This is a genomic window from Galbitalea sp. SE-J8 (assembly GCF_030345695.1).
Classification (GTDB): Bacteria; Actinomycetota; Actinomycetes; order Actinomycetales; family Microbacteriaceae; genus JAUASV01.
The window spans coordinates 1-21,000 of the sequence record NZ_JAUASV010000014.1 but is presented as its reverse complement, the minus strand read 5'-3'; the positions used below and the strand labels follow the sequence as shown (position 1 = coordinate 21,000).

The 21,000-nt window shown below is 71.0% G+C and carries 16 protein-coding genes and 1 riboswitch; of the genes, 11 read left to right on the top strand and 5 right to left on the bottom strand.

Annotated features, from left to right (window positions below; genetic code table 11):
• Positions 1 to 28 precede the first annotated feature (28 nt).
• From QT381_RS10125 to QT381_RS10115, 3 genes are all read right to left on the bottom strand, one after another.
• Entirely contained in the window at positions 29 to 1,441 is a 1,413-nt protein-coding gene (locus tag QT381_RS10125; protein WP_289248817.1) for an NAD(P)-binding domain-containing protein, read from the bottom strand.
• A gap of 106 nt (positions 1,442 to 1,547) precedes the next feature.
• On the bottom strand, positions 1,548 to 2,864 hold the full coding sequence (locus QT381_RS10120) for an LLM class flavin-dependent oxidoreductase (protein WP_289248816.1): 1,317 nt from the start codon (positions 2,862 to 2,864) through the stop codon (positions 1,548 to 1,550).
• Positions 2,861 to 4,291 carry an O-acetylhomoserine aminocarboxypropyltransferase/cysteine synthase family protein gene (locus QT381_RS10115; protein ID WP_289248815.1) on the bottom strand — a complete coding sequence of 477 codons (1,431 nt, stop codon included), beginning with the start codon at positions 4,289 to 4,291 and terminating at the stop codon, positions 2,861 to 2,863. The genes QT381_RS10120 and QT381_RS10115 overlap by 4 nt, the downstream gene beginning before the upstream one ends.
• A gap of 97 nt (positions 4,292 to 4,388) precedes the next feature.
• On the opposite strand from QT381_RS10115, the gene QT381_RS10110 reads away from it, so the two are divergent.
• From QT381_RS10110 to gcvP, 5 genes are all read left to right on the top strand, one after another.
• Positions 4,389 to 5,168, top strand: a complete 780-nt coding sequence (locus QT381_RS10110; RefSeq protein WP_289248814.1) for a hypothetical protein — start codon at positions 4,389 to 4,391, stop codon at positions 5,166 to 5,168.
• Positions 5,169 to 5,192: 24 nt separating this feature from the next.
• A complete protein-coding gene (locus QT381_RS10105; protein ID WP_289248813.1) occupies positions 5,193 to 5,627 on the top strand; it encodes a DUF2269 family protein in 435 nt (144 codons plus the stop codon).
• A gap of 77 nt (positions 5,628 to 5,704) precedes the next feature.
• Positions 5,705 to 5,799, top strand: a riboswitch (glycine riboswitch).
• A gap of 171 nt (positions 5,800 to 5,970) precedes the next feature.
• The gene (gcvT, locus tag QT381_RS10100) at positions 5,971 to 7,128 is read left to right on the top strand and encodes a glycine cleavage system aminomethyltransferase GcvT (protein WP_289248812.1); all 1,158 of its coding nucleotides are present in this window, start codon (positions 5,971 to 5,973) and stop codon (positions 7,126 to 7,128) included.
• The gene (gene gcvH, locus QT381_RS10095) at positions 7,128 to 7,496 is read left to right on the top strand and encodes a glycine cleavage system protein GcvH (RefSeq protein WP_289248811.1); all 369 of its coding nucleotides are present in this window, start codon (positions 7,128 to 7,130) and stop codon (positions 7,494 to 7,496) included. Before gcvT ends, gcvH begins: the two co-directional genes overlap by 1 nt.
• Positions 7,497 to 7,546: 50 nt before the next feature.
• Positions 7,547 to 10,357, top strand: coding sequence for an aminomethyl-transferring glycine dehydrogenase (gcvP, locus tag QT381_RS10090; protein ID WP_502877504.1), 2,811 nt, complete (start codon positions 7,547 to 7,549; stop codon positions 10,355 to 10,357).
• A gap of 124 nt (positions 10,358 to 10,481) precedes the next feature.
• Here the strand turns inward: gcvP and QT381_RS10085 are convergent, their stop codons facing one another.
• The gene (locus QT381_RS10085; protein ID WP_289248877.1) at positions 10,482 to 11,228 is read right to left on the bottom strand and encodes a CPBP family intramembrane glutamic endopeptidase; all 747 of its coding nucleotides are present in this window, start codon (positions 11,226 to 11,228) and stop codon (positions 10,482 to 10,484) included.
• 312 nt (positions 11,229 to 11,540) lie between these two features.
• On the opposite strand from QT381_RS10085, the gene QT381_RS10080 reads away from it, so the two are divergent.
• From QT381_RS10080 to QT381_RS10070, 3 genes are all read left to right on the top strand, one after another.
• Positions 11,541 to 13,265 carry an ABC transporter family substrate-binding protein gene (locus tag QT381_RS10080; protein WP_289248809.1) on the top strand — a complete coding sequence of 575 codons (1,725 nt, stop codon included), beginning with the start codon at positions 11,541 to 11,543 and terminating at the stop codon, positions 13,263 to 13,265.
• A gap of 122 nt (positions 13,266 to 13,387) precedes the next feature.
• Positions 13,388 to 14,920, top strand: coding sequence for an ABC transporter permease (locus QT381_RS10075; protein WP_289248808.1), 1,533 nt, complete (start codon positions 13,388 to 13,390; stop codon positions 14,918 to 14,920).
• Positions 14,917 to 15,939 carry an ABC transporter permease gene (locus QT381_RS10070; RefSeq protein ID WP_289248807.1) on the top strand — a complete coding sequence of 341 codons (1,023 nt, stop codon included), beginning with the start codon at positions 14,917 to 14,919 and terminating at the stop codon, positions 15,937 to 15,939. The genes QT381_RS10075 and QT381_RS10070 overlap by 4 nt, the downstream gene beginning before the upstream one ends.
• 8 nt (positions 15,940 to 15,947) lie before the next feature.
• Here the strand turns inward: QT381_RS10070 and QT381_RS10065 are convergent, their stop codons facing one another.
• Positions 15,948 to 16,553 (bottom strand): PH domain-containing protein, encoded by a 606-nt coding sequence (locus tag QT381_RS10065; RefSeq protein ID WP_289248806.1) that lies wholly within the window; start codon positions 16,551 to 16,553, stop codon positions 15,948 to 15,950.
• A gap of 32 nt (positions 16,554 to 16,585) precedes the next feature.
• On the opposite strand from QT381_RS10065, the gene QT381_RS10060 reads away from it, so the two are divergent.
• The 3 genes from QT381_RS10060 to QT381_RS10050 all read left to right on the top strand — a co-directional run bounded on the left by QT381_RS10060 (position 16,586) and on the right by QT381_RS10050 (position 20,819).
• On the top strand, positions 16,586 to 18,289 hold the full coding sequence (locus tag QT381_RS10060) for an ABC transporter ATP-binding protein (protein WP_289248805.1): 1,704 nt from the start codon (positions 16,586 to 16,588) through the stop codon (positions 18,287 to 18,289).
• A 161-nt stretch (positions 18,290 to 18,450) separates the two neighbouring features.
• Complete coding sequence (gene typA, locus QT381_RS10055) at positions 18,451 to 20,355, top strand: translational GTPase TypA (RefSeq protein ID WP_289248804.1); 1,905 nt, start codon at positions 18,451 to 18,453, stop codon at positions 20,353 to 20,355.
• Positions 20,355 to 20,819: a hypothetical protein gene (locus tag QT381_RS10050; RefSeq protein ID WP_289248803.1), complete on the top strand. Its 465-nt coding sequence runs from the start codon at positions 20,355 to 20,357 to the stop codon at positions 20,817 to 20,819. The genes typA and QT381_RS10050 overlap by 1 nt, the downstream gene beginning before the upstream one ends.
• The last annotated feature ends 181 nt before the right edge of the window (positions 20,820 to 21,000 follow it).

Below are 21,000 nucleotides of genomic sequence, written 5' to 3'. Positions count from 1 at the left end.
AGATCCGGGCGGCTGCGGGGCGCGCGGTTTAGCGGCCGTCGAGACGCACTCCGGACGCGCGCTGCAGGTGCGCCGCGCCGAGCAGTTCGCCGTCCACCGCGCCGTAGTGCGCGAGCGCCTCGCGGTGCGTCGCCGCGGTGACGGATGCCACGGGGGCCTCGATCCCGGCGGCCCGGGCGATCGCGACGAGCGCTTCGAGCTCCTCGACCACCCGGTCCAGTCCGAAGTCGGGCGCCGTGTCGCCGTCGAGCAGGCGCGGCGCCCATTCGTCGAGCAGGGCGCTCGCGGTCGGGCCGGCGCGCAGGGCGTCCAGTGCGGCCCGCGGCGGGATGCCGGCGGCGACCGCGAGCTGCAGCGCCTCGGTGATCGCGAGCAGTTGCCCGAACCATGCCGCGTTCCCGGCGAGCTTGAGGGTGTGCGCCTGACCGACGCGATCGCCGACCACGACCGGATCGGGGTCGCCGAGCGCCGCGAGCAGCGGCCGCACCGACTCGATCGCCGCGGGATCACCCGACACCGTGAAGCCGAGGGATGCGCTCGCCGCGGCGGCCGGACCGCCCCGCATCGGCGCCGCGACTGACGCGATCCCGCGGGCGGCGAGTCGCCGCGCGACCGCCTCGGCGACCCGCGGGTCGTTGCTCGTGAGGTCGAGCCACACCGCGCCGGGTGACAGGGCGTCGATGAACTCACCGCTGCTGTCCGCGCCGCCGCCGCTGACCGTGCCGGTACTGACCGTGCCGCCGCCGCTGACCGTGCCGGTACTGACCGTGCCGCCGCTTCTGGAGCTGCCGCCGGGGTCACGGCCGTCGCTCGTCACGTCGCTGGTTCCGTTGCCGTTCGAACCCGCGCCGTCAGGGTTGCTATCGCGCCGGCCCGCGTCACCGATCGTGGGGTCGCTGACCGCGCCGTCGCTTCCAGAGCTGCCGTCGGGCTTGCGGCCGTCGCTGTTCGCGCTCGTGCTGGTGGAGTCGCTGTCGCCGCCGTCCGCGTCACCGCGCCCGCGGTCCGCGCCCCTGCGCGAGCCGCCGCCCACCCGCTCGCCCGCATCCGCACCTGCGTCCGCATCCGCACCGCCACCCGCCCCGCCCGCGCCGAGCAGCGCGGCGACCTCCGGCGCACCCGGCAGCACCGTCACGAGCACGCGGATGTCGCGCAGAGCATCCGGAGGGACCGCGGCGGGGTTGCGCGCCGGGTCGGTGGGGTTCGGGGTGGGGTTGCGCGCCGGGTCGGTGGGGACCGAAGTGGGGTCGCGCACCGCATCCGTGGGGCTCGCGGCGGAGGTGACCCCCGCATCCGCCGCCGCAGCGCGCCGGGAGGCGTCGATGTCCCAGCCGCGCACGTCGTGTCCGGCGGCGGCGAGGCGCATGGCGATCGGCAGCCCCATCCGGCCGAGGCCGAACACCGAGATCGTCGGCCTCCGATGGCCCTCGGCACGAATCATCCCCGGCGCCGCCTATCGAACGTCCCGAACGGCATCATTCGCACCGTCGGGAGTCGCCCGACACATCCAACCGCGCCGCTCGGCCCCGCGCCCGCGTCCGGCACGGTCAGAAGTCGCGCAGGTTCGCCCGCGTGCCGCCGGTGCCGAGGTCGTCGCGGAGGATGCCGCGGCGGCGCAGGATCGGCACGAGGTCGTCGAGCGTGCGGTGGATCGTGACGGGGTGCAGGTCGCCGGAGAAGATCAGTCCGTCGTTGTCGGCCTCCGCGCCGAGCTCCTCGATGAAGTCGGCGATCTCGTCCGCGGTGCCGACGACGCCCGTGCGGTCGGCGACCCGGCCGAGGCGCGCCTTGCGGGCGAGCAGCTCGCGCAGCGGGGTGCCGTCGCCGAACTCGCTGCCGCCCAGCAGCCCCTTGATCGTGCCCTGCGACACGTGGTCGCCGAACACGCCGGGGTCGAGCGGACGGTCGAGGTCGAGCGCGGTGAGGTCGGTCTCCGAGTCGCTCGACCAGGCCTTGGCGACCGCGAGCAGCGCCGCGTCATCCGGATGCTGCGACGCGTCGACGAGGCGCCGCGCCTCCTCGGGGCTGCCCACGATCGTCGGCTTGAACACGATGAGCGTCTTGACGTGGTCGGGGTCGCGGCCGTGCAGCACCGCCTGCTCGCGCACCCGCTCGCGGTAGCCGCGGAGCTTGCCGAGGTCGAACGACGCGAGCGCGAGCTGCACGTCCGAGTTGGCGCCTGCGAACGCGATGCCGCGCGGCGATCCGCCGGGCGAGACGATGAACGGGTCGTCGTCCGCAGGCAGCGCGTTGAGCGGGCCGTCGAAGCGGTAGAACTCGCCGCGGTGCTGCACCGCGTCGAGCAGCGACCCGTCGGCGAACCGGTCGGTCGCCGCGTCCCGCACGAGCGCACCCGGCCGCCAGCTCGACCACAGCGAACGGATGCCGTCGAGCCACTCCTGCGCGCGGTCGTACGCGCGGTCGTGGGGCAGCGGGTCGACGCCGAAGTGCCGGCTCGAGCCGACATCGGTGACGACGTTCGCCCCGAAGCGGTGCCCCGAGAGGTGGCCGAGGGTCGCGAACTGCCGCGCCGCGGTGTACGGGTGGTACGCGAGCGGGTTCGTCGTGACGGCGACGCCGATGCGCTCGGTCGCGTCGAACAGGTACGGCGCGAGCAGCAGCGGGTCGTGCTTCGGGGCGCCGTAGGCCTCGCGCACGCGCAGGTCGAGCGTCGACGGGTTGCCGAGCGACAGGGCGTCCTCGATGATCACGAGGTCGAAGCCGGCACGCTCGAGCTCGCGGATCGACTGCTGGTAGAGGTCGGGGCGCGTCCAGTCCCAGTTCCACTCGCGGTAGTCCCGCGCCCAGCCGTGCGGGCCGAACCCCCGGCTGAGGAACCAGCCGAAGTGCTGCAGGCGACTCACGCGAACGCCCGGTCCGCCGCGGGCGTCGGCGCGTCGGCGGGAGCAGCGGATGCGCCAGCGGCGGCGGAAGCAGCGGATGCAGCACCAACGGGCGCGGCACCAGCGTCCTCGGCATCCGCCCCCGGCAGCGCCGCGACCGCCCGGAACCCGCGCTCGAGGTCGCGGATGAGGTCGGCCGGGTCCTCGATGCCGATCGAGACCCGCAGCATCCCGCCGCCGACCCCGGTGGCCTCGAGCTGCTCGGCGGTGCGGTGCGTGTGGCTCGTCGTGCGCGGGTGCAGGATCAGCGAGCGCACGTCGCCGAGGTGGGTCATGCGCGTGAACAGCTCGAGCGAGTCGTAGAACGTGCGCGCGACGGCCTCGCCGCCCCGCAGGGTGAAGGAGAACACGCTGCCCTGCCCGAGCGGCAGGTAGCGCTGGGCGAGCGGGAAGTACGGGTTCGACGGCAGTCCCGCGTAGTCGACGCTCTCGACCTCGGGGCGCGTCGCGAGGAACTCCGCGACGCGCAGGGCGTTCGCGCTCTGGCGCTCGACGCGCAGCGAGAGCGTCTCGAGGCCCTGCGCGACGAGGAAGGCGCTGAACGGCGACGGCGTGGGGCCGAGGCGCATCGTGATGTCGTCGCGGGCGTGCACGAGGTAGGCGTTCGAGCCGTGAAGGTCGAGGAGGCTGCGCTCGCCCGGACCGTGTCCTCCACGAACGCGCTGCGGCGTCGTGAGGTGCGCGAACCGCCCGCTCGCGGCCCAGTCGAACGTGCCGCCATCGACGATCGCGCCGCCGATCACGGCCCCGTGCCCGGCGAAGAACTTGCTCGTCGAGTGGATGACGATGTCGGCGCCGTGCTCGAACGGACGCACGAGGTACGGAGTCGCGAACGTGTTGTCGACCACGAGCGGCACGCCGTGGCGGTGCGCGACGCGCGCGATGAGCGCGATGTCGGCGATCTCATTGCGCGGGTTCGCGATCGACTCGATGAACACGGCCTTCGTGCGGGGCGTGATGGCCGCCTCCCACTGCGCCTCGTCGTTCACGTCGGCGACGAACCGTGCGCCGATGCCGAACGACGAGAAGTTGTCGACGAGCAGTCCGCGGGTGCCCTCGTAGATCGCCTCGGCGGCGGCGATCTCGTCGCCCGCCTTCGCGAGGGCGAGCAGCGCCACGGTCGTCGCGGCCTGGCCGCTGCCCACGAAGATCGTGCCGAGGCCGCCCTCGAGGTCGGTGATGCGGTCCTCGACGGCGGTCGCCGTCGGGTTGCCGACGCGCGTGTAGGTGTAGCCTTCGCCGCCCGCGAACCGGTCGGCGCCCTCGGCGAAGTCGTCGAAGACGAACCCCGCCGTGAGATAGATCGGGGTCACCCGCGGATCGTGCCCGCCGAGCTCCTTGCCCGCGTGCACCTGCCGCGTGACGAATGCCAGCCGCTCCTCGCTCATACCCGGCCTCCCATCCGATACAGGATGCACCGTCGCGGGCGCCGTCGGTGACCCGCCGGTAGCGCTGCGTAACGTGCGGTGCTGCGAGACTGGAGCCATGGTCGTGCGAACGGATGCCGCCTCGCGTCGCCCGGGACGCCGCCCGTGGACCACCCCCGACGTGCGCCTGTGGACCGGGATCGCCGGCCTGGCGGTCGCCGTGCTGCTCGTGTTCGAGTTCACCGTGCGGATGTCGATGGGCCCGCGTCCCGCGCTCGACGAGCCGGAGGCGCTCGTCGACTTCATCAGCTCGACGAGCACGAAGAGCCTCGTCAAGACGCTCACCGACACCGTGATGATGGGCTTCCTCATCGTGTTCCACGCCGGCCTCAAGCAGCTCATCGTCGAGGCGAGCCCCCGGCTCAGCTGGATCGGCGACACGCTGTTCGGCGCGGGCATCGCGTTCGTCGCGGTGACCCTCGTGGGCGACTCGCTCGAGGCCGGCGCCGCCCTCGACACCGTGGGCGCGATCGGCGAGCCGATCGCGATCCGGGCCCTCACCGACGGCTACCTGATGATGTTCGGGCCGATGACGTGCGTGCTCATCTCGGTGATGGCCGCCTCGGCCGGCTACGGCATCCACTCCTCCGGTGCGCTGCCGCGCTGGGCGCCGCGCGTCGCCTACGTCGTCGCGATCCTCAACCTCGCGGGCATGCTCACGACGTTCGGCGGCACGAGCAACGAGGCCTGGTACTCGGTCGGCGGCTGGGGCGCCGCGGCCTTCGCGACCTTCCCGTGGCTCGCGTGGGTGATCGCGGTGAGCGTCGCGGTGTTCCTCGAGCGCCGCGCGGAGCTGCGCGCCGGCGCCGGCGCTGCGCTTCTGATCCCGGAGGCGTGACCGGCCGCGGCATACGATCGCAGCATGGACACCTTCCTCTCAGTCGTGCACGTCGTCGGCGCGGTCTTCATCGTGGGGCCGATGGCGATCCTCCCCATGACGGGGCTGCGGGCGCTGCGCACCGGTGCGGCGACCTCCGCGCGCACCCTGGCCACGTCGACGACGGTGTTCTCGGGCATCTCGGTCATCATTGCGCTCATCGGCTTCGCGCTCGTCGGGCTCGCGCCGGCGAAGTACGACCTGCGCGTCACGACGCCGTGGGTGCTCTGGTCGATCGTGCTCTACGCGATCGCGCTCGTGCTCAGCCTGTTCCTCGTCGCCCCCGCGCTGCGCGGCGGCGCCGAGCGCATCGAGGCGGGGACGGATGCCGGGTCCGCCCGTGCGCGCGTCGCCGCCGGCTCGGGCATCGCATCCGTGCTCCTCCTCGTCGTCGTCGTGCTCATGGTCGCGAAGCCCTGACACGGGTGCCCGCGAGCGTTCACCCGCCCGAAACACCGTGGCCGCTAGGCTGGCCGCACAACCTCATATCGGGCCGCGCCGCGCGGGCGGGAGAGCCGGAACGCACCGATCCGGCACCGAAGGAGCAAGCCTCCCCGCCAATCTCTCAGGTCACCAGTACCGCTCGCACGCCAGGCCGCTCTGAAGAACGCACCCCGGCCACCCGGGGAGCTACCGACGGTGAAAGCCGGATGCGCCGCTCGTTGCGGCGCGGCCGGTGAAGCTCTCAGGTCGACGCCACTCCTCCCACGGAGCAGGCGACAGGTACAGAGGGGGAGTTCACCGCGATTCGCAGGAGGACTCCGTGCCCGATAGCCCACCCAGCTCCGCCAGCCCGCTCCACGCGCTGCACGCCGCAGCCGGGGCGAGCTTCACCGACTTCGCCGGCTGGCAGATGCCGGTCAGCTACGGCTCCGACCTCGCCGAGCACCACGCCGTGCGCACGGCGGCCGGGCTGTTCGACATCTCGCACATGGGCGAGATCGTCGTGATCGGCCCGGATGCCGCTGCCGCGCTCGACCACGCCCTCGCGGGCCGGCTGTCGGCATCCGCGCTCTGGCAGGCGAAGTACACGCTCATGCTCGCGCCCGAGGGCGGCATCGTCGACGACCTCATCGTCTACCGCACCGCCGACGACCGGTTCCTCGTCGTCGCGAACGCCGGCAACCGCGCCGAGGTCGCCCGCGAGCTCGCCGCGCGCACCGCCGGGTTCGACGCCCAGGTGTTCGACGAGAGCGACGACATCGCGCTGCTCGCGCTGCAGGGGCCGGCCGCGCTCGGGATCCTGCGGGCGCTCGACGGGTTCGACGTGCCCGGGTTCGCCGAGCTCGGCTACTACCGCTGCGCCGCCGGCACGTGGGGGGAGCACGACGTGCTCGTCGCGCGCACCGGCTACACCGGCGAGGACGGCTTCGAGCTCTACCTCGACCCGGATGCCGCTCCCGCGCTCTGGCGGGCGCTGCTCGAGACCGGTGCCGACTCGGGCCTCATCGCGTGCGGGCTCGCCGCGCGCGACACGCTCCGCCTCGAGGCCGGCATGCCGCTGTACGGGCACGAGCTCGGCCTCGACACCCTCCCGGTGCAGGCGGGACTCGGCCGCGTCGTCGCGCTCGCCACGAAGGGCGACTTCGTCGGCCGTGACGCGATCGAGCGGGGCGCCGCTCCCGGCGCCCGCGTGCTCGTCGGGCTCACGACCGAGGGGCGTCGCGCCGGCCGCGCGGGCTACGGCGTGTTCGTCGACGACAGCCGGTCCGAGAGCACCGACGGCACCGAGCCGCCGACCGAGCCGGTCGGCATCGTCACGTCCGGCGCGCTGTCGCCGACGCTCGGCCATCCGATCGCGATGGCCTACGTCGCCCCCGAGGTCGCGGACGGCAGCGTGCCGCTCGCGATCGACGTGCGCGGCACCCGCATCCCCGCATCCGTAGTTCCGCTCCCCTTCTATACGCGAGAGAAGAAGTAATGGCCGACGAGACCGCCCTGAAGTACACGCCCGACCACGAGTGGGTCGCCGTCGACGGCGATGTCGCCACGATCGGCATCACGGCCTACGCGGCCGAGAAGCTCGGCGACGTCGTCTACGTCGACCTGCCGGCCGTCGGATCGAGCGTGACCGCGGCATCCGTCGTCGGCGAGATCGAGTCGACGAAGTCGGTCGGCGAGCTGTTCGCGCCGGTCGACGGCGAGGTCGTCGAGGCCAACCGGGCCGTCCTCGACGACGCGTCGCTCGTGAACTCGTCGCCGTTCGACGACGGGTGGCTCATCAGGGTGCGCTTCACCGAGTTGCCCGACCTGCTCGACCACGCCGCCTACCAGGAGCTCACCGCGTGACCGGGTTCGCCGACCGCCACATCGGAACGGATGCGGCGGCCCAGTCCCGCATGCTCGCCACCCTCGGCTACGACAGCGTCGAGGCGCTCGTCGAGGCCGCGATCCCGCGCGCCATCGCGGTCGACGCCGCGCGGGACTGGACCCTGCCCGAGCCGGTCTCCGAGACGGGGGCGCTCGCCGAGCTGCGCCGACTCGCGTCGCGCAACACGGTCGCGGTGAGCATGATCGGCCTCGGCTACCACGGCACGATCACGCCGAGCGTGATCCAGCGCAACGTGCTCGAGAATCCGAGCTGGTACACCGCCTACACGCCCTACCAGCCCGAGATCAGCCAGGGCCGGCTCGAGGCGCTCATCAACTTCCAGACCATGGTCGCCGATCTCACGGGGCTCGCGACGGCGAACGCGTCGATGCTCGACGAGTCGACCGCCGTCGTCGAGGGCATGCTGCTCGCGCGGCGCGCCTCCGGCTCGTCGTCGAGAGTCTTCCTCGTCGACGCGGATGCCCTGCCCCAGACCCGCGCGCTCCTCGCGCACCGCGCCGCGGCGGTCGGCATCGAGCTGCGCACAACGGATTTCACGGATGCGACCGGTGAGCTGCCCGAGGCGTTCGGCGTGTTCATCCAGTATCCAGGCGCATCCGGCCGCATCTGGGATCCCAGCGCGGTCATCGCATCCGTGAAATCCGTTGGCGGGCTCGCGGTCGTCGCGGCCGACCTGCTCGCGCTCACACTCCTGAGGTCCCCGGGCGAGCTCGGCGCGGACGTCGCCGTGGGCACGAGCCAGCGCTTCGGCGTTCCGATGGGCTTCGGCGGCCCGCACGCGGGCTACCTCGCCGTGCGCGCCGGCCTCGAGCGCCAGCTGCCGGGCCGCCTCGTCGGTGTCAGCCAGGATGCCGACGGCCACCCCGCCTACCGGCTCAGCCTGCAGACGCGCGAGCAGCACATCCGTCGCGAGAAGGCGACGAGCAACATCTGCACCGCGCAGGTGCTGCTCGCCGTGATGGCGTCGAGCTACGCCGTGTACCACGGCCCGGACGGCCTGGCCGCGATCGCGAACGCGGTGCACCGCGTCACGATCAACGCGAAGGCCCGCCTGCGCGCCTCGGGGGTGGAGGTCGTGGAACAGCCGTTCTTCGACACGCTCCTCGCGCGCGTGCCCGGGCGCGCCCGCGAGGTCCTGGCCGCCGCGGAGGCCGACGGCATCCTCTACGGCCTCGTCGACGACGACACGGTTCGGCTGGTCTTCGACGAGACGACGGCCTACGGCGCGGAGCTGCTCGATGCCGTGCTCGCTCCGCTCGGCGCCGAGCCGGTCTCGGGCCGGGAGAAGGGCAGCTGGCGTCCCGCGTCTCCCCTCCCGCCCGAGCTCGTCCGCACGTCGGCGTACCTGACGCATCCGGTGTTCACGACGCACCGCACCGAGACCGGAACGATGCGGTACCTCAAGTACCTCGCCGACAAGGACTACGCGCTCGACCGCGGCATGATCCCGCTCGGCTCGTGCACGATGAAGCTCAACGCCGCCACGGAGATGGCGGCCGTGACCTGGCCCGAGTTCGCGAACCTGCACCCGTTCGCGCCGCGGGCGCACGTCGAGGGCTACCTCGACCTCATCGGCGACCTCGAGGGCTGGCTCGCCGAGCTCACCGGCTACGACACCGTCTCGCTGCAGCCCAACGCGGGCAGCCAGGGCGAGCTCGCGGGCCTGCTCGCGATCCGCGGCTACCACCTGTCCCGCGGCGACGCGCAGCGCACGGTGTGCCTCATCCCGGCGTCCGCGCACGGCACGAACGCGGCATCCGCGGTGCTCGCGGGACTCCGGGTGGTCGTCGTCGCGACGGATGCCGACGGCAACGTCGACCTCGACGACCTGACCGCGAAGATCGCCGCGAACGCCGACGCGCTCGCGGCGCTCATGATCACCTACCCGTCGACGCACGGCGTGTACGAGCATGAGGTGCGGCGGATCACGGATGCCGTGCACGCCGCCGGCGGGCAGGTCTACATCGACGGCGCGAACCTCAACGCGCTCGTCGGGTACGCGCGGTTCGGCGACTTCGGCGGCGACGTCAGCCACCTCAACCTGCACAAGACGTTCTGCATCCCGCACGGCGGCGGCGGTCCGGGCGTGGGGCCGGTGGCGGCGAAGGCGCACCTCGCGCCGTTCCTGCCCGGGCATCCGCTCGCGCAGTCGAACGAGCACTCCGGGCTCGAGCACGGCGGCGGTCCGGTGAGCGCCGCGCCGTACGGCAGCCCGAGCATCCTGCCGATCTCGTGGGCCTACGTGCGGATGATGGGTGCCGACGGCCTCACGCGGGCCACGGGCGCCGCGGTGCTCAGCGCCAACTACATCGCCGCCCGGCTGCGCGAGCACTACCCGGTGCTCTACGCGGGCGACAACGGTCTGGTGGCGCACGAGTGCATCCTCGACGTGCGCCCGCTCACGAGGCAGACCGGCATCACGGTCGACGACGTCGCGAAGCGTCTCATCGACTACGGCTTCCACGCGCCGACGATGTCGTTCCCGGTCGCGGGCACGCTCATGGTCGAGCCGACCGAGAGCGAGGACCTCGCCGAGATCGACCGCTTCGTCGACGCGATGATCGCCATCCGCCTCGAGGCCTCGGCCGTCGGCGCGGGCGAGTGGCCGGCCGACGACAACCCGCTCGTGAACGCTCCGCACACCGCGCGCAGCGTCATCGTGGGGGAGTGGGGGCACGCCTACTCCCGCGAGGCGGCCGCGTACCCGGTCTCGACGCTGCTGCGGAACAAGTACTGGGCCCCGGTGCGCCGCATCGACCAGGCCTGGGGCGACCGCAACCTGTTCTGCGCCTGCCCGCCCCCGGAGGCCTTCGAATAGCCCGCGGCCCGGCGCCCGCACGTTGGCGGTAGAAACGGCGCGTTGGACACCGTTGCTGCGGCATCCGTTGTCCGGAACGCCGTCCGTTGCTGACGGTTTCTACCGCCAACGGCATTCCGGCGGGTCAGGTGAAGAGGGCCGGGAGGAGCGCTGCGGCGAACGGGTAGCCGACGAAGACCGCCGCATCGATGAGCGAGTGCGCGATGACGAGCGGCCACAGCCGCCCGGTGCGCAGGTAGAGGAGGCCGAAAACGACGCCCATCAGGGCGTTGCCGATGAACGCCGAGTAGCCCTGGTAGAGGTGGTAGGAGCCGCGCAGGACGGCCGGGCCGACGACGATCGCCCAGGTCGGCCAGCCGAGCCGGCGCAGGCGCTCGTAGAGGTATCCGATGACGATGATCTCCTCCTGCGCGCCCGATCGGAACGCGGAGAGCAGCAGCACCGGCACGCTCCACCAGTACGGCGGCAGCCCCGTCGCCTGCACCGCGACCGAGAGGCCGAGCAGGCGGCCGCCGACGTACACCGCGAGCCCGCACGCACCGATGACGAGCGCGATGCCGACGCCGCTCAGCGCGTCGAACCACGGGCGCCGCGAGTCGAGCCCGAGCCGGCCCATCCGCGGTCGTTCGCGCGACCAGAGCAGGAAGACGACGAGGGCGACGGGCACGAGCGCGAACGCGATGCCGAGCAGCTGGTAGACGAGATCGAACAGCTCGCGCGAGCTCTGCGACGGGTTGAGCGTCGTCGACTGCGACGAGATCGGCCCGCGCGTCGACAGGTCGATGAGGGAGACGATCGAGTAGATCGCCGACTGCCCGAGCGAGAGCGCGAGCACGAGGATCACCTCGGCCGAGATGCGTCCGCGCGACATCGCTGGGCCCGGCGCCCCCGGGTCGCTCGGCGGTGGTGCCCCGCCGCTCGGCGGCACCGGGTCGGTCACCATCCCGCGTCCCCCCCCGTCCGGGTGCCGCATTGCGTTGCTCGGCACGATTGCAGCGTTTGGGGCCGATTTCGCGCGGGATTATTGCAGCGGATGCCAAATGCGATCGCATTCGTTTCCGATGTGTAACTTTTCCGCCACGGGTTTGGCGGCCGACCTGACCCCTATCTAGGGTACCTCTTATCCACGGCCAGGAGAGCGAGCGATCGCGCGCCCTGGCTGCCCGTGCACACAGGAGGAACATTGAGAATCGGCCTGAATCGGAGGTCGCGCCTCGGCGTCGGCCTCGCGGCTATCGGCATCACTGCGCTCGCGCTCGCGGGCTGCACCGACACGACGAGCACCCCGGGTGCGTCGGACTCGCCGGCCGCGACCAGCGACAGCAACGCGACCGTGACGGTCGCCGTCGTCAACGAGGCGACCTCGTTCAACTTCAACACCCCGGACGGCAACCTCGACACCAACGGGTTCATCAACTACCTGACCCAGCCGCAGTTCTTCACGCTGGACCAGAACTTCGAGGTCGTGCCCAACACCGACCTCGGCACGGTTGAGAAGCTCAGCGACGACCCGCTGACCGTCAAGTACACGCTCAACAAGGACGCCAAGTGGTCCGACGGCGAGGCCATGACCGCCGACGACCTGCTCCTCGGCTGGGCGATCGGCTCGTGCTACTACAACGAGGACTACTTCCCGACGGCCGGCGGCTGCACGGGCATCGACCTCTCGATGCCGGAGGTGGGCGACGACAACACGTCGATCACGTTCTCGTACTCGAAGCCCTACGTCGACTGGAACCTCGTCAACCCGATCCAGTTCCCGGCGCACGTCGTCGCGGATGAGGTCGGATCGACCGTCGAGGACATCGACTCCGCGATCACCGACACCAAGCGCGGCGGCTCGAACGACCTGCTCAAGAAGGTCAGCGACTTCGTGACGACCGGCTACGACGCCACGGCTCTGCCGTCGGACCCGAAGCTGCTCGTCTCGGGCGGCCCGATGATCGTGACCGACTGGACGCCCAAGCAGTCCATGACGTTCGAGCGCAACCCGGACTACACCGGTGACCACGCGGTGAAGTTCAGCAAGCTGGTCATGCGCTTCATCGGCGACGCCAACGCGCAGGTCACCGCCCTCCAGAACGGTGAGGTCGACGCGATCGCCCCGCAGGCATCCGCCGACACGATCAAGGCGCTGCAGTCGGCCAAGGCCAACATCATCCAGTTCTCGCAGGTCAGCTACGACCACCTCGACCTCACGATGGACTCGAAGGTCTTCTCCGACCCCGACGTGCGCAAGGCGTTCCTGCTCACGATCCCGCGTCAGAAGATCCTCGACGACATCGTGACGCCGGTGCAGTCCGACGCCAAGGTGCTCGACTCGCAGGTGTTCGTCCCCGGCCAGGAGGGCTACGACGAGTCCGTCGCGGCGAACGGCTCCTCGGCGTTCGACGAGGTCGACATCGACCAGGCGAAGCAGCTCCTCGCGGGCAAGACGCCGACGGTGAAGCTCATGTACAACACCGCGAACCCGAACCGCGTGGACGAGTTCCAGGCGATCCAGGCGTCGGCCGAGCAGGCCGGCTTCACGATCGAGGACGCGGGCACGCCCGACTGGTCGAAGAAGCTCGGCGACGGCAGCTACGACGCCGTGCTCTTCGGCTGGATCAACCCGGGTGCCGGTAACGCGGCCTTCCCGCAGGTCTTCAAGACCGGCGGCGGCGGCAACTACAACAACTACTCGGACAAGGCCGTCGACGCTCTCGTCGACCAGACCCAGACGGAGCTCGACGCGTCGAAGCTCCTGACGCTCAAGGAGCAGATCGACGCGGCGACCTTCGCCGACGGCTACGGCCTGCCGCTGTTCCAGAGCCCCGGCGTGTTCGCCACGCTGGGCAAGCTCAAGGGCGTCGAGCAGTTCGGTGGTCAGAACAGCCTGTTCTGGAACATCTGGGACTGGACGAAGTAGGCAGGCGTGGAGGATCGCTGATCTAGGATCCTCACCCAGCGCGGGGCGCCGGAACTCGAGAGAGGTCCGGCGCCCTCGCGCTGAGCCACGTGAACCCACTCGCCCGACCAGAGAAGTCCGCCATGTTCACCTTCATCGCGCGCCGAGTCGGCGTCTCGATCCTCGTTCTCATCGCGGCGTCGTTCATCATGTACATGCTGACGTCGCTCGCGGTGCACCCGCTCGAGGACCTCCTGCAGAGCAACGCCCGCAACCGGGCAGAGCTCATCGAGCAGCGCACCGTGGCGCAGCACCTCGACGTGCCGGTCGTGCTGCGCTGGCTGCTCTGGCTCGGCGGCGTCGGCCGGTGCATCGTGCCCATCGGCGGCACGTGCGATCTCGGCACCACCTTCACGAACCAGCCGGTCACCGAGCTGCTCCCCGTCGCCATGGCGTCGACGCTGCAGCTCATCACCGCGTCGTTCATCCTCGCGATCATCCTCGGCATCGTCGTCGGCATGGTGACCGCGCTCCGCGCCAACAGCGGATTCGACTTCACCGTCACACTCGCGAGCTTCTTCCTCTACTCGCTGCCGTCGTTCCTCATGGCGGTGCTGCTCAAGGCGTTCATCGCCCTCGGCTACAACGACTTCCTCGCGGACCCGGTCATCCCGCTGCCCACGCTCATCGTCATCGCGATCGTGCTAGGCCTCGTTCTGCAGCTGCTCGTCGGCGGCCGCCTGAGCAAACGGATCGTGACGTTCGCCGCGACCGCGGTGATCAGCGCCGTCGTGCTCGGCACCATGTCGGCGCTGCACTGGTTCACGACGCCGATGCTCGGGCCGGTCGTGCTGCCGATCATCGCCGCCGCGATCGGCTTCGGCATCGTGGTGCTGCTCGCCGGCCTGAAGAACCGGCGCGCCTACCTGACGGCGGCGATCACGGTCCTGCTCGGCATCGTCAGCTACTTCGCGCTGCAATGGCTGCTGAACATCTCGACGCTCGGCACGATCGTCATCCTCGCCCTCGTCGCCGTGATCGTCGGCGGCGCCGTCGGGTTCTTCGTCGGCGGCTACGATCGCGGACTCATGGTGCGCATCGGCGCCCTGACCGCGTTCTTCATCGGCAGTCTGATCTTCATCGACCGCCTGATGCGCAGCTGGCCGTACTACATGTCGCTCACCGGCGACCGCCCGATCGCGACGGTCGGCTCCCAGACCCCCGGTCTCCCGGGCGACTTCTGGACGCACGGCCTCGACACCTTCACCCACCTGCTGCTGCCGACGATCAGCCTGCTGCTCATCAGCTTCGCGGGGTACACCCGCTATGCCCGGGCGGGCATGCTCGAGGTGCTCGAGCAGGACTACGTGCGAACGGCGCGCGCGAAGGGCCTGCCCGAGCGCACGGTCATCGTGCGCCACGCGTTCCGCAACATGCTCATCCCGCTCACGACGCTCGTGGCGACGGACGTCGGCGCGCTCCTCGGCGGCGCCGTCATCACGGAGGCGGTGTTCGCGATCAGCGGCATGGGCGCCCTGTTCAACTCGGGACTCGCGGGCCAGCAGATCGCGCCCGTGATGGGCTATTTCCTGGTGATCGCGATCACGGTCATCTTCTTCAACTTCGTCGCGGACCTCGCGTACAGCGTCCTCGACCCGAGAGTGAGGCTGCGATGAGCACCGTGCTGGGCAACCCGGTCGAGCCCGAGCTTCCCGATCCCACCGGAGAGGTGGAGGACGCGCTCTCGCAGAAGCGCCGCGGCGAGAGCGAGGGCCGCATCATCCTGCGGCGGTTCCTCAAGAACCGCACGGCCGTCGTCTCGCTCGTGATCTTCGTGCTGATCACCCTCTACGCCATCTCGGCGATCGGCCTCGGTCCGATCCCCGGCTGGTGGAAGTACGGCTATCGCCTGCCCGGCGACCAGGTCAACCAGGGCGAGCCGACGCTGCAGCTCTGGCCGTTCTCGCCCGGCGAGCATCCGTTCGGCCAGGACCGCATCGGCAAGGACTACTTCGCGCTCACGATGCGCGGCATCCAGAACTCGGTGCTCGTCATGCTCGTCATCGGCATCGTCGGCACGGTGCTCGGCGTCGTCATCGGCGCGGTGGCCGGTTATTTCCGCGGCTGGGTCGACTCGGTGCTCATGCGCATCACCGACGTGTTCCTCGTCATCCCCGCGATCGTCATCGGTGCGGTCGTCGGTGCGACGGCCGGGGGCAACGGTCTCGGCGCCTGGGGCCTGGCCATCCTGCTCGGACTCGTGTCCTGGATGGTCATCGCGCGCCTCGTGCGCAGCGAGTTCCTGTCCCTGCGCGAGCGCGAGTTCGTCGAGGCGGCCCGGGTCGCGGGCGCCTCGGACACGCGCATCATCTTCCGCCACATCCTGCCGAACGCCGTCGGCGTCATCATCGTCTCGGCGACGCTGCTCATCGCCTCCGCGATCATCCTCGAGTCGGCGCTGAGCTTCCTCGGCTACGGCATCCGGACGCCCGACTCGTCGCTCGGCCTGCTCATCGGCGCGAACCAGAGCGCGTTCTCGACCCGGCCGTGGCTGTTCTGGTGGCCGGCGTCGTTCATCGTGATCCTCGCGCTGTGCGTGAACTTCATCGGCGACGGGCTGCGCGAGGCGTTCGACCCGCGGTCGAAGCGCTTCAGCCTGCGGCGCACGAAGGAGCGCCCGGAGGCGTCGTCGTGAACGTCGCTCTAGACGAGCGTCGTGGCGAGCACCGTTCCCGCGAGCAGCACGAGCAGCGCGGCGTCCTGCGCCCACAGCACGCGGATGCGCGGCGGGTTCTCGTCGGCGACGCCGATCGGGATGCGGTCGGCATCCCGCAGCTCGCTCCAGCGGGTGCGCACGAGCGCCGCGGCCTGGCCGGACTCGCTGCCGAGCAGGTCGCCGGGACGCACCGTCGTGCCGAGGTCGGGCACGCGGGCGCTCGACGCGCGGGCCTCGCGGCGCTTCGCGAGCATCACCCCGGTGCGGCCCGGCGCGGGCGCGGCCCACGCGGCGAATCGACCGCGCGGCGTGATGAGGGTCAGAGCGAAGCGCGTGTCGACGTGCACGAGGCCCGCCCACGGCACGTGCACGGTGCGCACCAGGTTGACCAGGGTGACACCAGCGTCATCGACCTCGACCGACGGATGCCACAGCCACGCCCACGCGGCGAACGCGACGAACGCGGCCGGCAGCAGCCAGAGCGGCTGCGCGAGGCCCGCGTGCAGCACGGTGTAGCCCACGAGGCCGAAACCCACGAGCAGCCACACGCTCACCGCGAGGCCGCGGTTGAACCGCGACGTGTAGCGCTCCATGCCCCCATGCTCCCAGAAGGACGGTCCCGCTCATGAGCCCCACGGATGCCGCGATCCTCGAGGTCACCGACCTGAACGTCGATTTCGCCGTCGACGGCTACTGGGTTCCCGCGGTCAAGCACCTCTCGTACACGATCAAGCGCGGCGAGGTGATGGCGCTCGTCGGCGAGTCGGGTTCCGGCAAGAGCGTGAGCTCGATGTCGATCATCGACCTGCTGCCGAAGAACAGCCGCACCTCGGGCAGCATCAAGGTCGCCGGACGCGAGCTGCGCGGCCTCCGCGGGTCGCAGCTGCGCCACGTGCGCGGCAACGAGGTCGCGGTGATCTTCCAGGAGCCGATGACGGCCCTCAACCCGGTGCTCACCGTCGGGTCGCAGATCATCGAGACCCTGCGCCTGCACTTCGGCATCTCGCCCTCGGAGGCGAGAACGCGCGCCCTCGAGCTGCTCGCCATGGTCGAGCTGCCCGATCCGCTGAAGGCGTTCAACTCGTATCCGCACCAGCTCTCGGGCGGCCAGCGCCAGCGCGCGATGATCGCGCAGTCGATCTCGTGCGACCCCGCCCTGCTCATCGCCGACGAGCCGACCACGGCGCTCGACGTCACGGTGCAGGCCGAGATCCTCGACCTCGTGCGCAGCCTGCGCGACAAGCTCGACACGGGCGTGCTGCTCATCACGCACGACATGGGCGTCGTCGCCGACCTCGCCGACCACGTCGTCGTCATGCGCGCCGGTGAGGTCGTCGAGGCGGGCTCGACGCGCGAGATCTTCGGCAACGCGCAGCATCCGTACACGAAGCTGCTGCTCGACTCGGTGCCGCGCCTCGGGCAGGACCTCTCGGACGCGCCCGTGGCGACCGTCGCGGATGCCGTGGCGGCCGAGCTCGACGTGCGCCCCGTCGTGCTCGACTTCGAGGACGCGATCATCGAGTACCCGGGCCACGGCCGGGTCAAGGCGTTCCGAGCGATCGACGGTGTCAGCCTGCGCCTGCACCAGGGCGAGGTGATGGGGCTGGTCGGCGAGTCCGGCTCGGGCAAGACCACCCTCGGCCGTGCGGCGATCGGGCTGCTGCCGATGACCGAGGGGCGCCTCGACGTCGTCGGCGTCGACCTGTCGATCTGGAGCCGCAAGCGTGCGCACGACGTGCACCAGAAGGCGGGCATCGTCTTCCAGGACCCGGCGTCGTCGCTCAACCCGCGCATGACGATCGGGCAGTCGATCGGCGAGCCGCTGCTGCTCGCGAAGAAGTTCTCGGGCGCGGGCCTCGAGCGCGAGGTGGACCGCCTGCTCTCGAGCGTGCAGCTGCCGTCGGCGTATTCGACGCGCTACCCGCACGAGCTCTCCGGCGGTCAGAAGCAGCGCGTCGGCATCGCCCGGGCGCTCGCGCTGCGACCCGAGCTGCTCATCGCCGACGAGCCGACGTCGGCCCTCGACGTGTCGGTGCAGGCGACGGTGCTCGCCCTGCTGCGCGAGCTGCAGGCCGAGTTCGGGTTCGCGTGCCTGTTCATCACCCACGACCTCGCCGTGATCGACGTGCTCGCCGATCGCATCGCGGTGATGCACAACGGCCGGCTCGCCGAGGTGGGCACCCGCGACGAGATCCTGCGCAGCCCGAAGGACCCGTACACGCAGCGCCTCATCGCGGCCGTTCCGCTGCCCGACCCCGACCTGCAGGAGGTGCGCCGCGAGGAGCGCGCGCGCATCCTCGCGGCCGGCACCGACCCCCTCCACCCGTGAGGCGGCGCAGATTGCTCTAGCGGTGCCCCTCGGGCGACAAGCCGCGTCGTCTCACGGGTAGAATGGTGGAACGGAGTTGCTTCGCGCCTCCGTCGTTCTCATTTCTCCCGCGCGCCGACCGCCCGACATGCACGCGCGCTCCGCCAGCAAGGAATTCATCCATGGCCCACGCCACCCGCGCCGACCTGCGCAACGTCGCGATCGTCGCCCACGTCGACCACGGCAAGACGACCCTCGTCGACGCCATGCTCAAGCAGACCAACTCGTTCGGTGACCACGCGCACGTCGAGGACCGCGCGATGGACTCGAACGACCTCGAGCGCGAGAAGGGCATCACGATCCTCGCCAAGAACACGGCGATCTCGTACAACGGTGCTCACGCGACCGACGGCCCCATCACGATCAACGTCATCGACACCCCCGGCCACGCCGACTTCGGCGGCGAGGTCGAGCGCGGCCTGTCGATGGTCGACGGCGTCGTGCTGCTCGTCGACGCGAGCGAGGGCCCGCTGCCGCAGACGCGCTTCGTGCTCCGCAAGGCGCTCGAGGCGAAGCTGCCCGTCATCCTGCTCGTCAACAAGACGGACCGACCGGATGCGCGCATCGACGAGGTCGTCAGCGAGAGCCAGGACCTGCTGCTCGGCCTCGCATCCGACCTCGCCGACGACGTTCCCGATCTCGACCTCGACGCGATCCTCGACGTGCCCGTCGTCTACGCCTCCGGCCGTGCCGGCGCCGCGTCGCTGAACAAGCCCGAGAACGGCACCCTGCCCGACAACGACGACCTCGAGCCGCTGTTCGGCGCGATCCTCGAGCACATCCCGGCCCCGTCGTACGACGACGAGCACCCGCTGCAGGCCTGGGTCACGAACCTCGACGCGAGCCCGTTCCTCGGCCGCATCGCCCTGCTGCGCGTGTTCCAGGGCGAGATCAAGAAGGGCCAGACGGTCGCCTGGGTGCGTCACGACGGATCGCACTCGAACGTGCGCATCACCGAGCTGCTCATCACGAAGGCGCTCGACCGCTTCCCCGCGGAGAGCGCGAAGGCCGGCGACATCGTCGCGGTCGCCGGCATCGAGGACATCACCATCGGCGAGACGATCGCCGACCCCGAGGATGTGCGCCCGCTCCCGGCCATCACGGTCGACGACCCCGCCATCTCGATGACGATCGGCACGAACACGAGCCCGCTCATCGGCAAGGTCAAGGGGCACAAGCTCACCGCACGCATGGTGAAGGACCGACTCGACCGCGAGCTCATCGGAAACGTCTCGCTCAAGGTCGTCGACATCGGCCGCCCCGACGCGTGGGAGGTGCAGGGCCGCGGCGAGCTCGCGCTCGCCATCCTCGTCGAGAACATGCGCCGCGAGGGCTTCGAGCTCACGGTCGGCAAGCCCCAGGTGGTCACCAAGAAGGTCGACGGCAAGACCTACGAGCCGTTCGAGCACCTCACGCTCGACGTGCCCGAGGAGCACCTCGGCGCCGTCACGCAGCTGCTCGCGGCGCGCAAGGGCCGCATGGAGAACATGGCGAACCACGGCACCGGCTGGGTGCGCATGGAGTTCATCGTGCCGTCGCGCGGTCTCATCGGCTTCCGCTCCGAGTTCCTCACTACGACGCGCGGCACGGGCATCGCGAACGCGATCTCGCACGGCTACGAGCCGTGGGCCGGGAACATCGAGACGCGCGTGAACGGCTCGATCGTCTCCGACCGCGCCGGTGTCGTGACACCGTTCGCGATGACCAACCTCCAGGAGCGCATGAGCTTCTTCGTCGAGCCGACGCAGGAGGTCTACGAGGGCATGGTCGTCGGCGAGAACTCGCGCGCCGACGACATGGACGTCAACATCACCAAGGAGAAGCAGCTGACGAACATGCGCCAGTCGACTGCCGACAACTTCGAGAAGCTCACCCCGCCGCGCAAGCTCACCCTCGAAGAGAGCCTCGAGTTCGCCCGCGAGGACGAGTGCGTCGAGGTCACCCCCGAGATGGTGCGCATCCGCAAGGTCGAGCTCGACGCGACCACGCGCGGCCGCGCCGCCGCGCGCCTCAAGAAGCAGGGCTGATGGCACGGATGCCGCGCTTCGCCGCAGCGCTGGCCGCGGCCGCGCTCGTGGCGGGTGCGGCATCCGGCTGCTCGGCGGTCGGCGACGGCGTGCGCGACCTCAGCGGGGGAGCCGTCGTCGTCAGCTCGACCGGTGTGCCCGCGGACTTCCCGAACGCCGTGCCGCTCGCGGACGGCGAGATCACGACGGCCGGCGCCGTGGGCCTCGACGACGAGCGGGTGTGGAACGTGTCGGTGAGGGTCGGCACGACCGACCTCTCGAAGCACGCCCGGGCGGATGCCGGGGCCGCGATCGCCCAGCAGCTCACCGACGCGGGATTCGTGCGGGTGCCGGGCACCGACCTGATCTCGGCCGACGGCACGGAGATCGCCGCCGCGACGACGCAGTGGCTCGTCGCGGTCGTCGTGCGCGGGGTGGGCGGCGACGTCATCGCGAACTACACGGTGCGCGCGAACACGATGTGACCGCCCCGCGTCTGCCTGAACCACTCCGCTGGTCGAGGAGCGCGCGGCGCGCCCCCTCCCGGTGGTCGAGGAGCGCGCGGCGTTCCCCGTCCCGGTGGTCGAGGAGCGCGCGACGGAGTCGCTCGCGTCTCGAGACCAGTACGGCTCGTTGCTGCGAGGGTGTGGTCTCGAGACGCCGGCT

Bases quoted from the DNA above. Each gene is read 5' to 3' on its own strand.
- QT381_RS10065 (WP_289248806.1), bottom strand. From the start codon at position 16,553: ATGGAGCGCTACACGTCGCGGTTCAACCGCGGCCTCGCGGTGAGCGTG.
- typA (WP_289248804.1), top strand. From the start codon at position 18,451: ATGGCCCACGCCACCCGCGCCGACCTGCGCAACGTCGCGATCGTCGCC.
- QT381_RS10050 (WP_289248803.1), top strand. From the start codon at position 20,355: ATGGCACGGATGCCGCGCTTCGCCGCAGCGCTGGCCGCGGCCGCGCTC.
- QT381_RS10125 (WP_289248817.1), bottom strand. From the start codon at position 1,441: ATGATTCGTGCCGAGGGCCATCGGAGGCCGACGATCTCGGTGTTCGGC.
- QT381_RS10115 (WP_289248815.1), bottom strand. From the start codon at position 4,291: ATGAGCGAGGAGCGGCTGGCATTCGTCACGCGGCAGGTGCACGCGGGC.
- QT381_RS10085 (WP_289248877.1), bottom strand. From the start codon at position 11,228: ATGTCGCGCGGACGCATCTCGGCCGAGGTGATCCTCGTGCTCGCGCTC.
- gcvP (WP_502877504.1), top strand. From the start codon at position 7,547: ATGCTCGCCACCCTCGGCTACGACAGCGTCGAGGCGCTCGTCGAGGCC.
- gcvH (WP_289248811.1), top strand. From the start codon at position 7,128: ATGGCCGACGAGACCGCCCTGAAGTACACGCCCGACCACGAGTGGGTC.
- QT381_RS10110 (WP_289248814.1), top strand. From the start codon at position 4,389: ATGGTCGTGCGAACGGATGCCGCCTCGCGTCGCCCGGGACGCCGCCCG.
- QT381_RS10060 (WP_289248805.1), top strand. From the start codon at position 16,586: ATGAGCCCCACGGATGCCGCGATCCTCGAGGTCACCGACCTGAACGTC.
- QT381_RS10070 (WP_289248807.1), top strand. From the start codon at position 14,917: ATGAGCACCGTGCTGGGCAACCCGGTCGAGCCCGAGCTTCCCGATCCC.
- QT381_RS10075 (WP_289248808.1), top strand. From the start codon at position 13,388: ATGTTCACCTTCATCGCGCGCCGAGTCGGCGTCTCGATCCTCGTTCTC.
- QT381_RS10105 (WP_289248813.1), top strand. From the start codon at position 5,193: ATGGACACCTTCCTCTCAGTCGTGCACGTCGTCGGCGCGGTCTTCATC.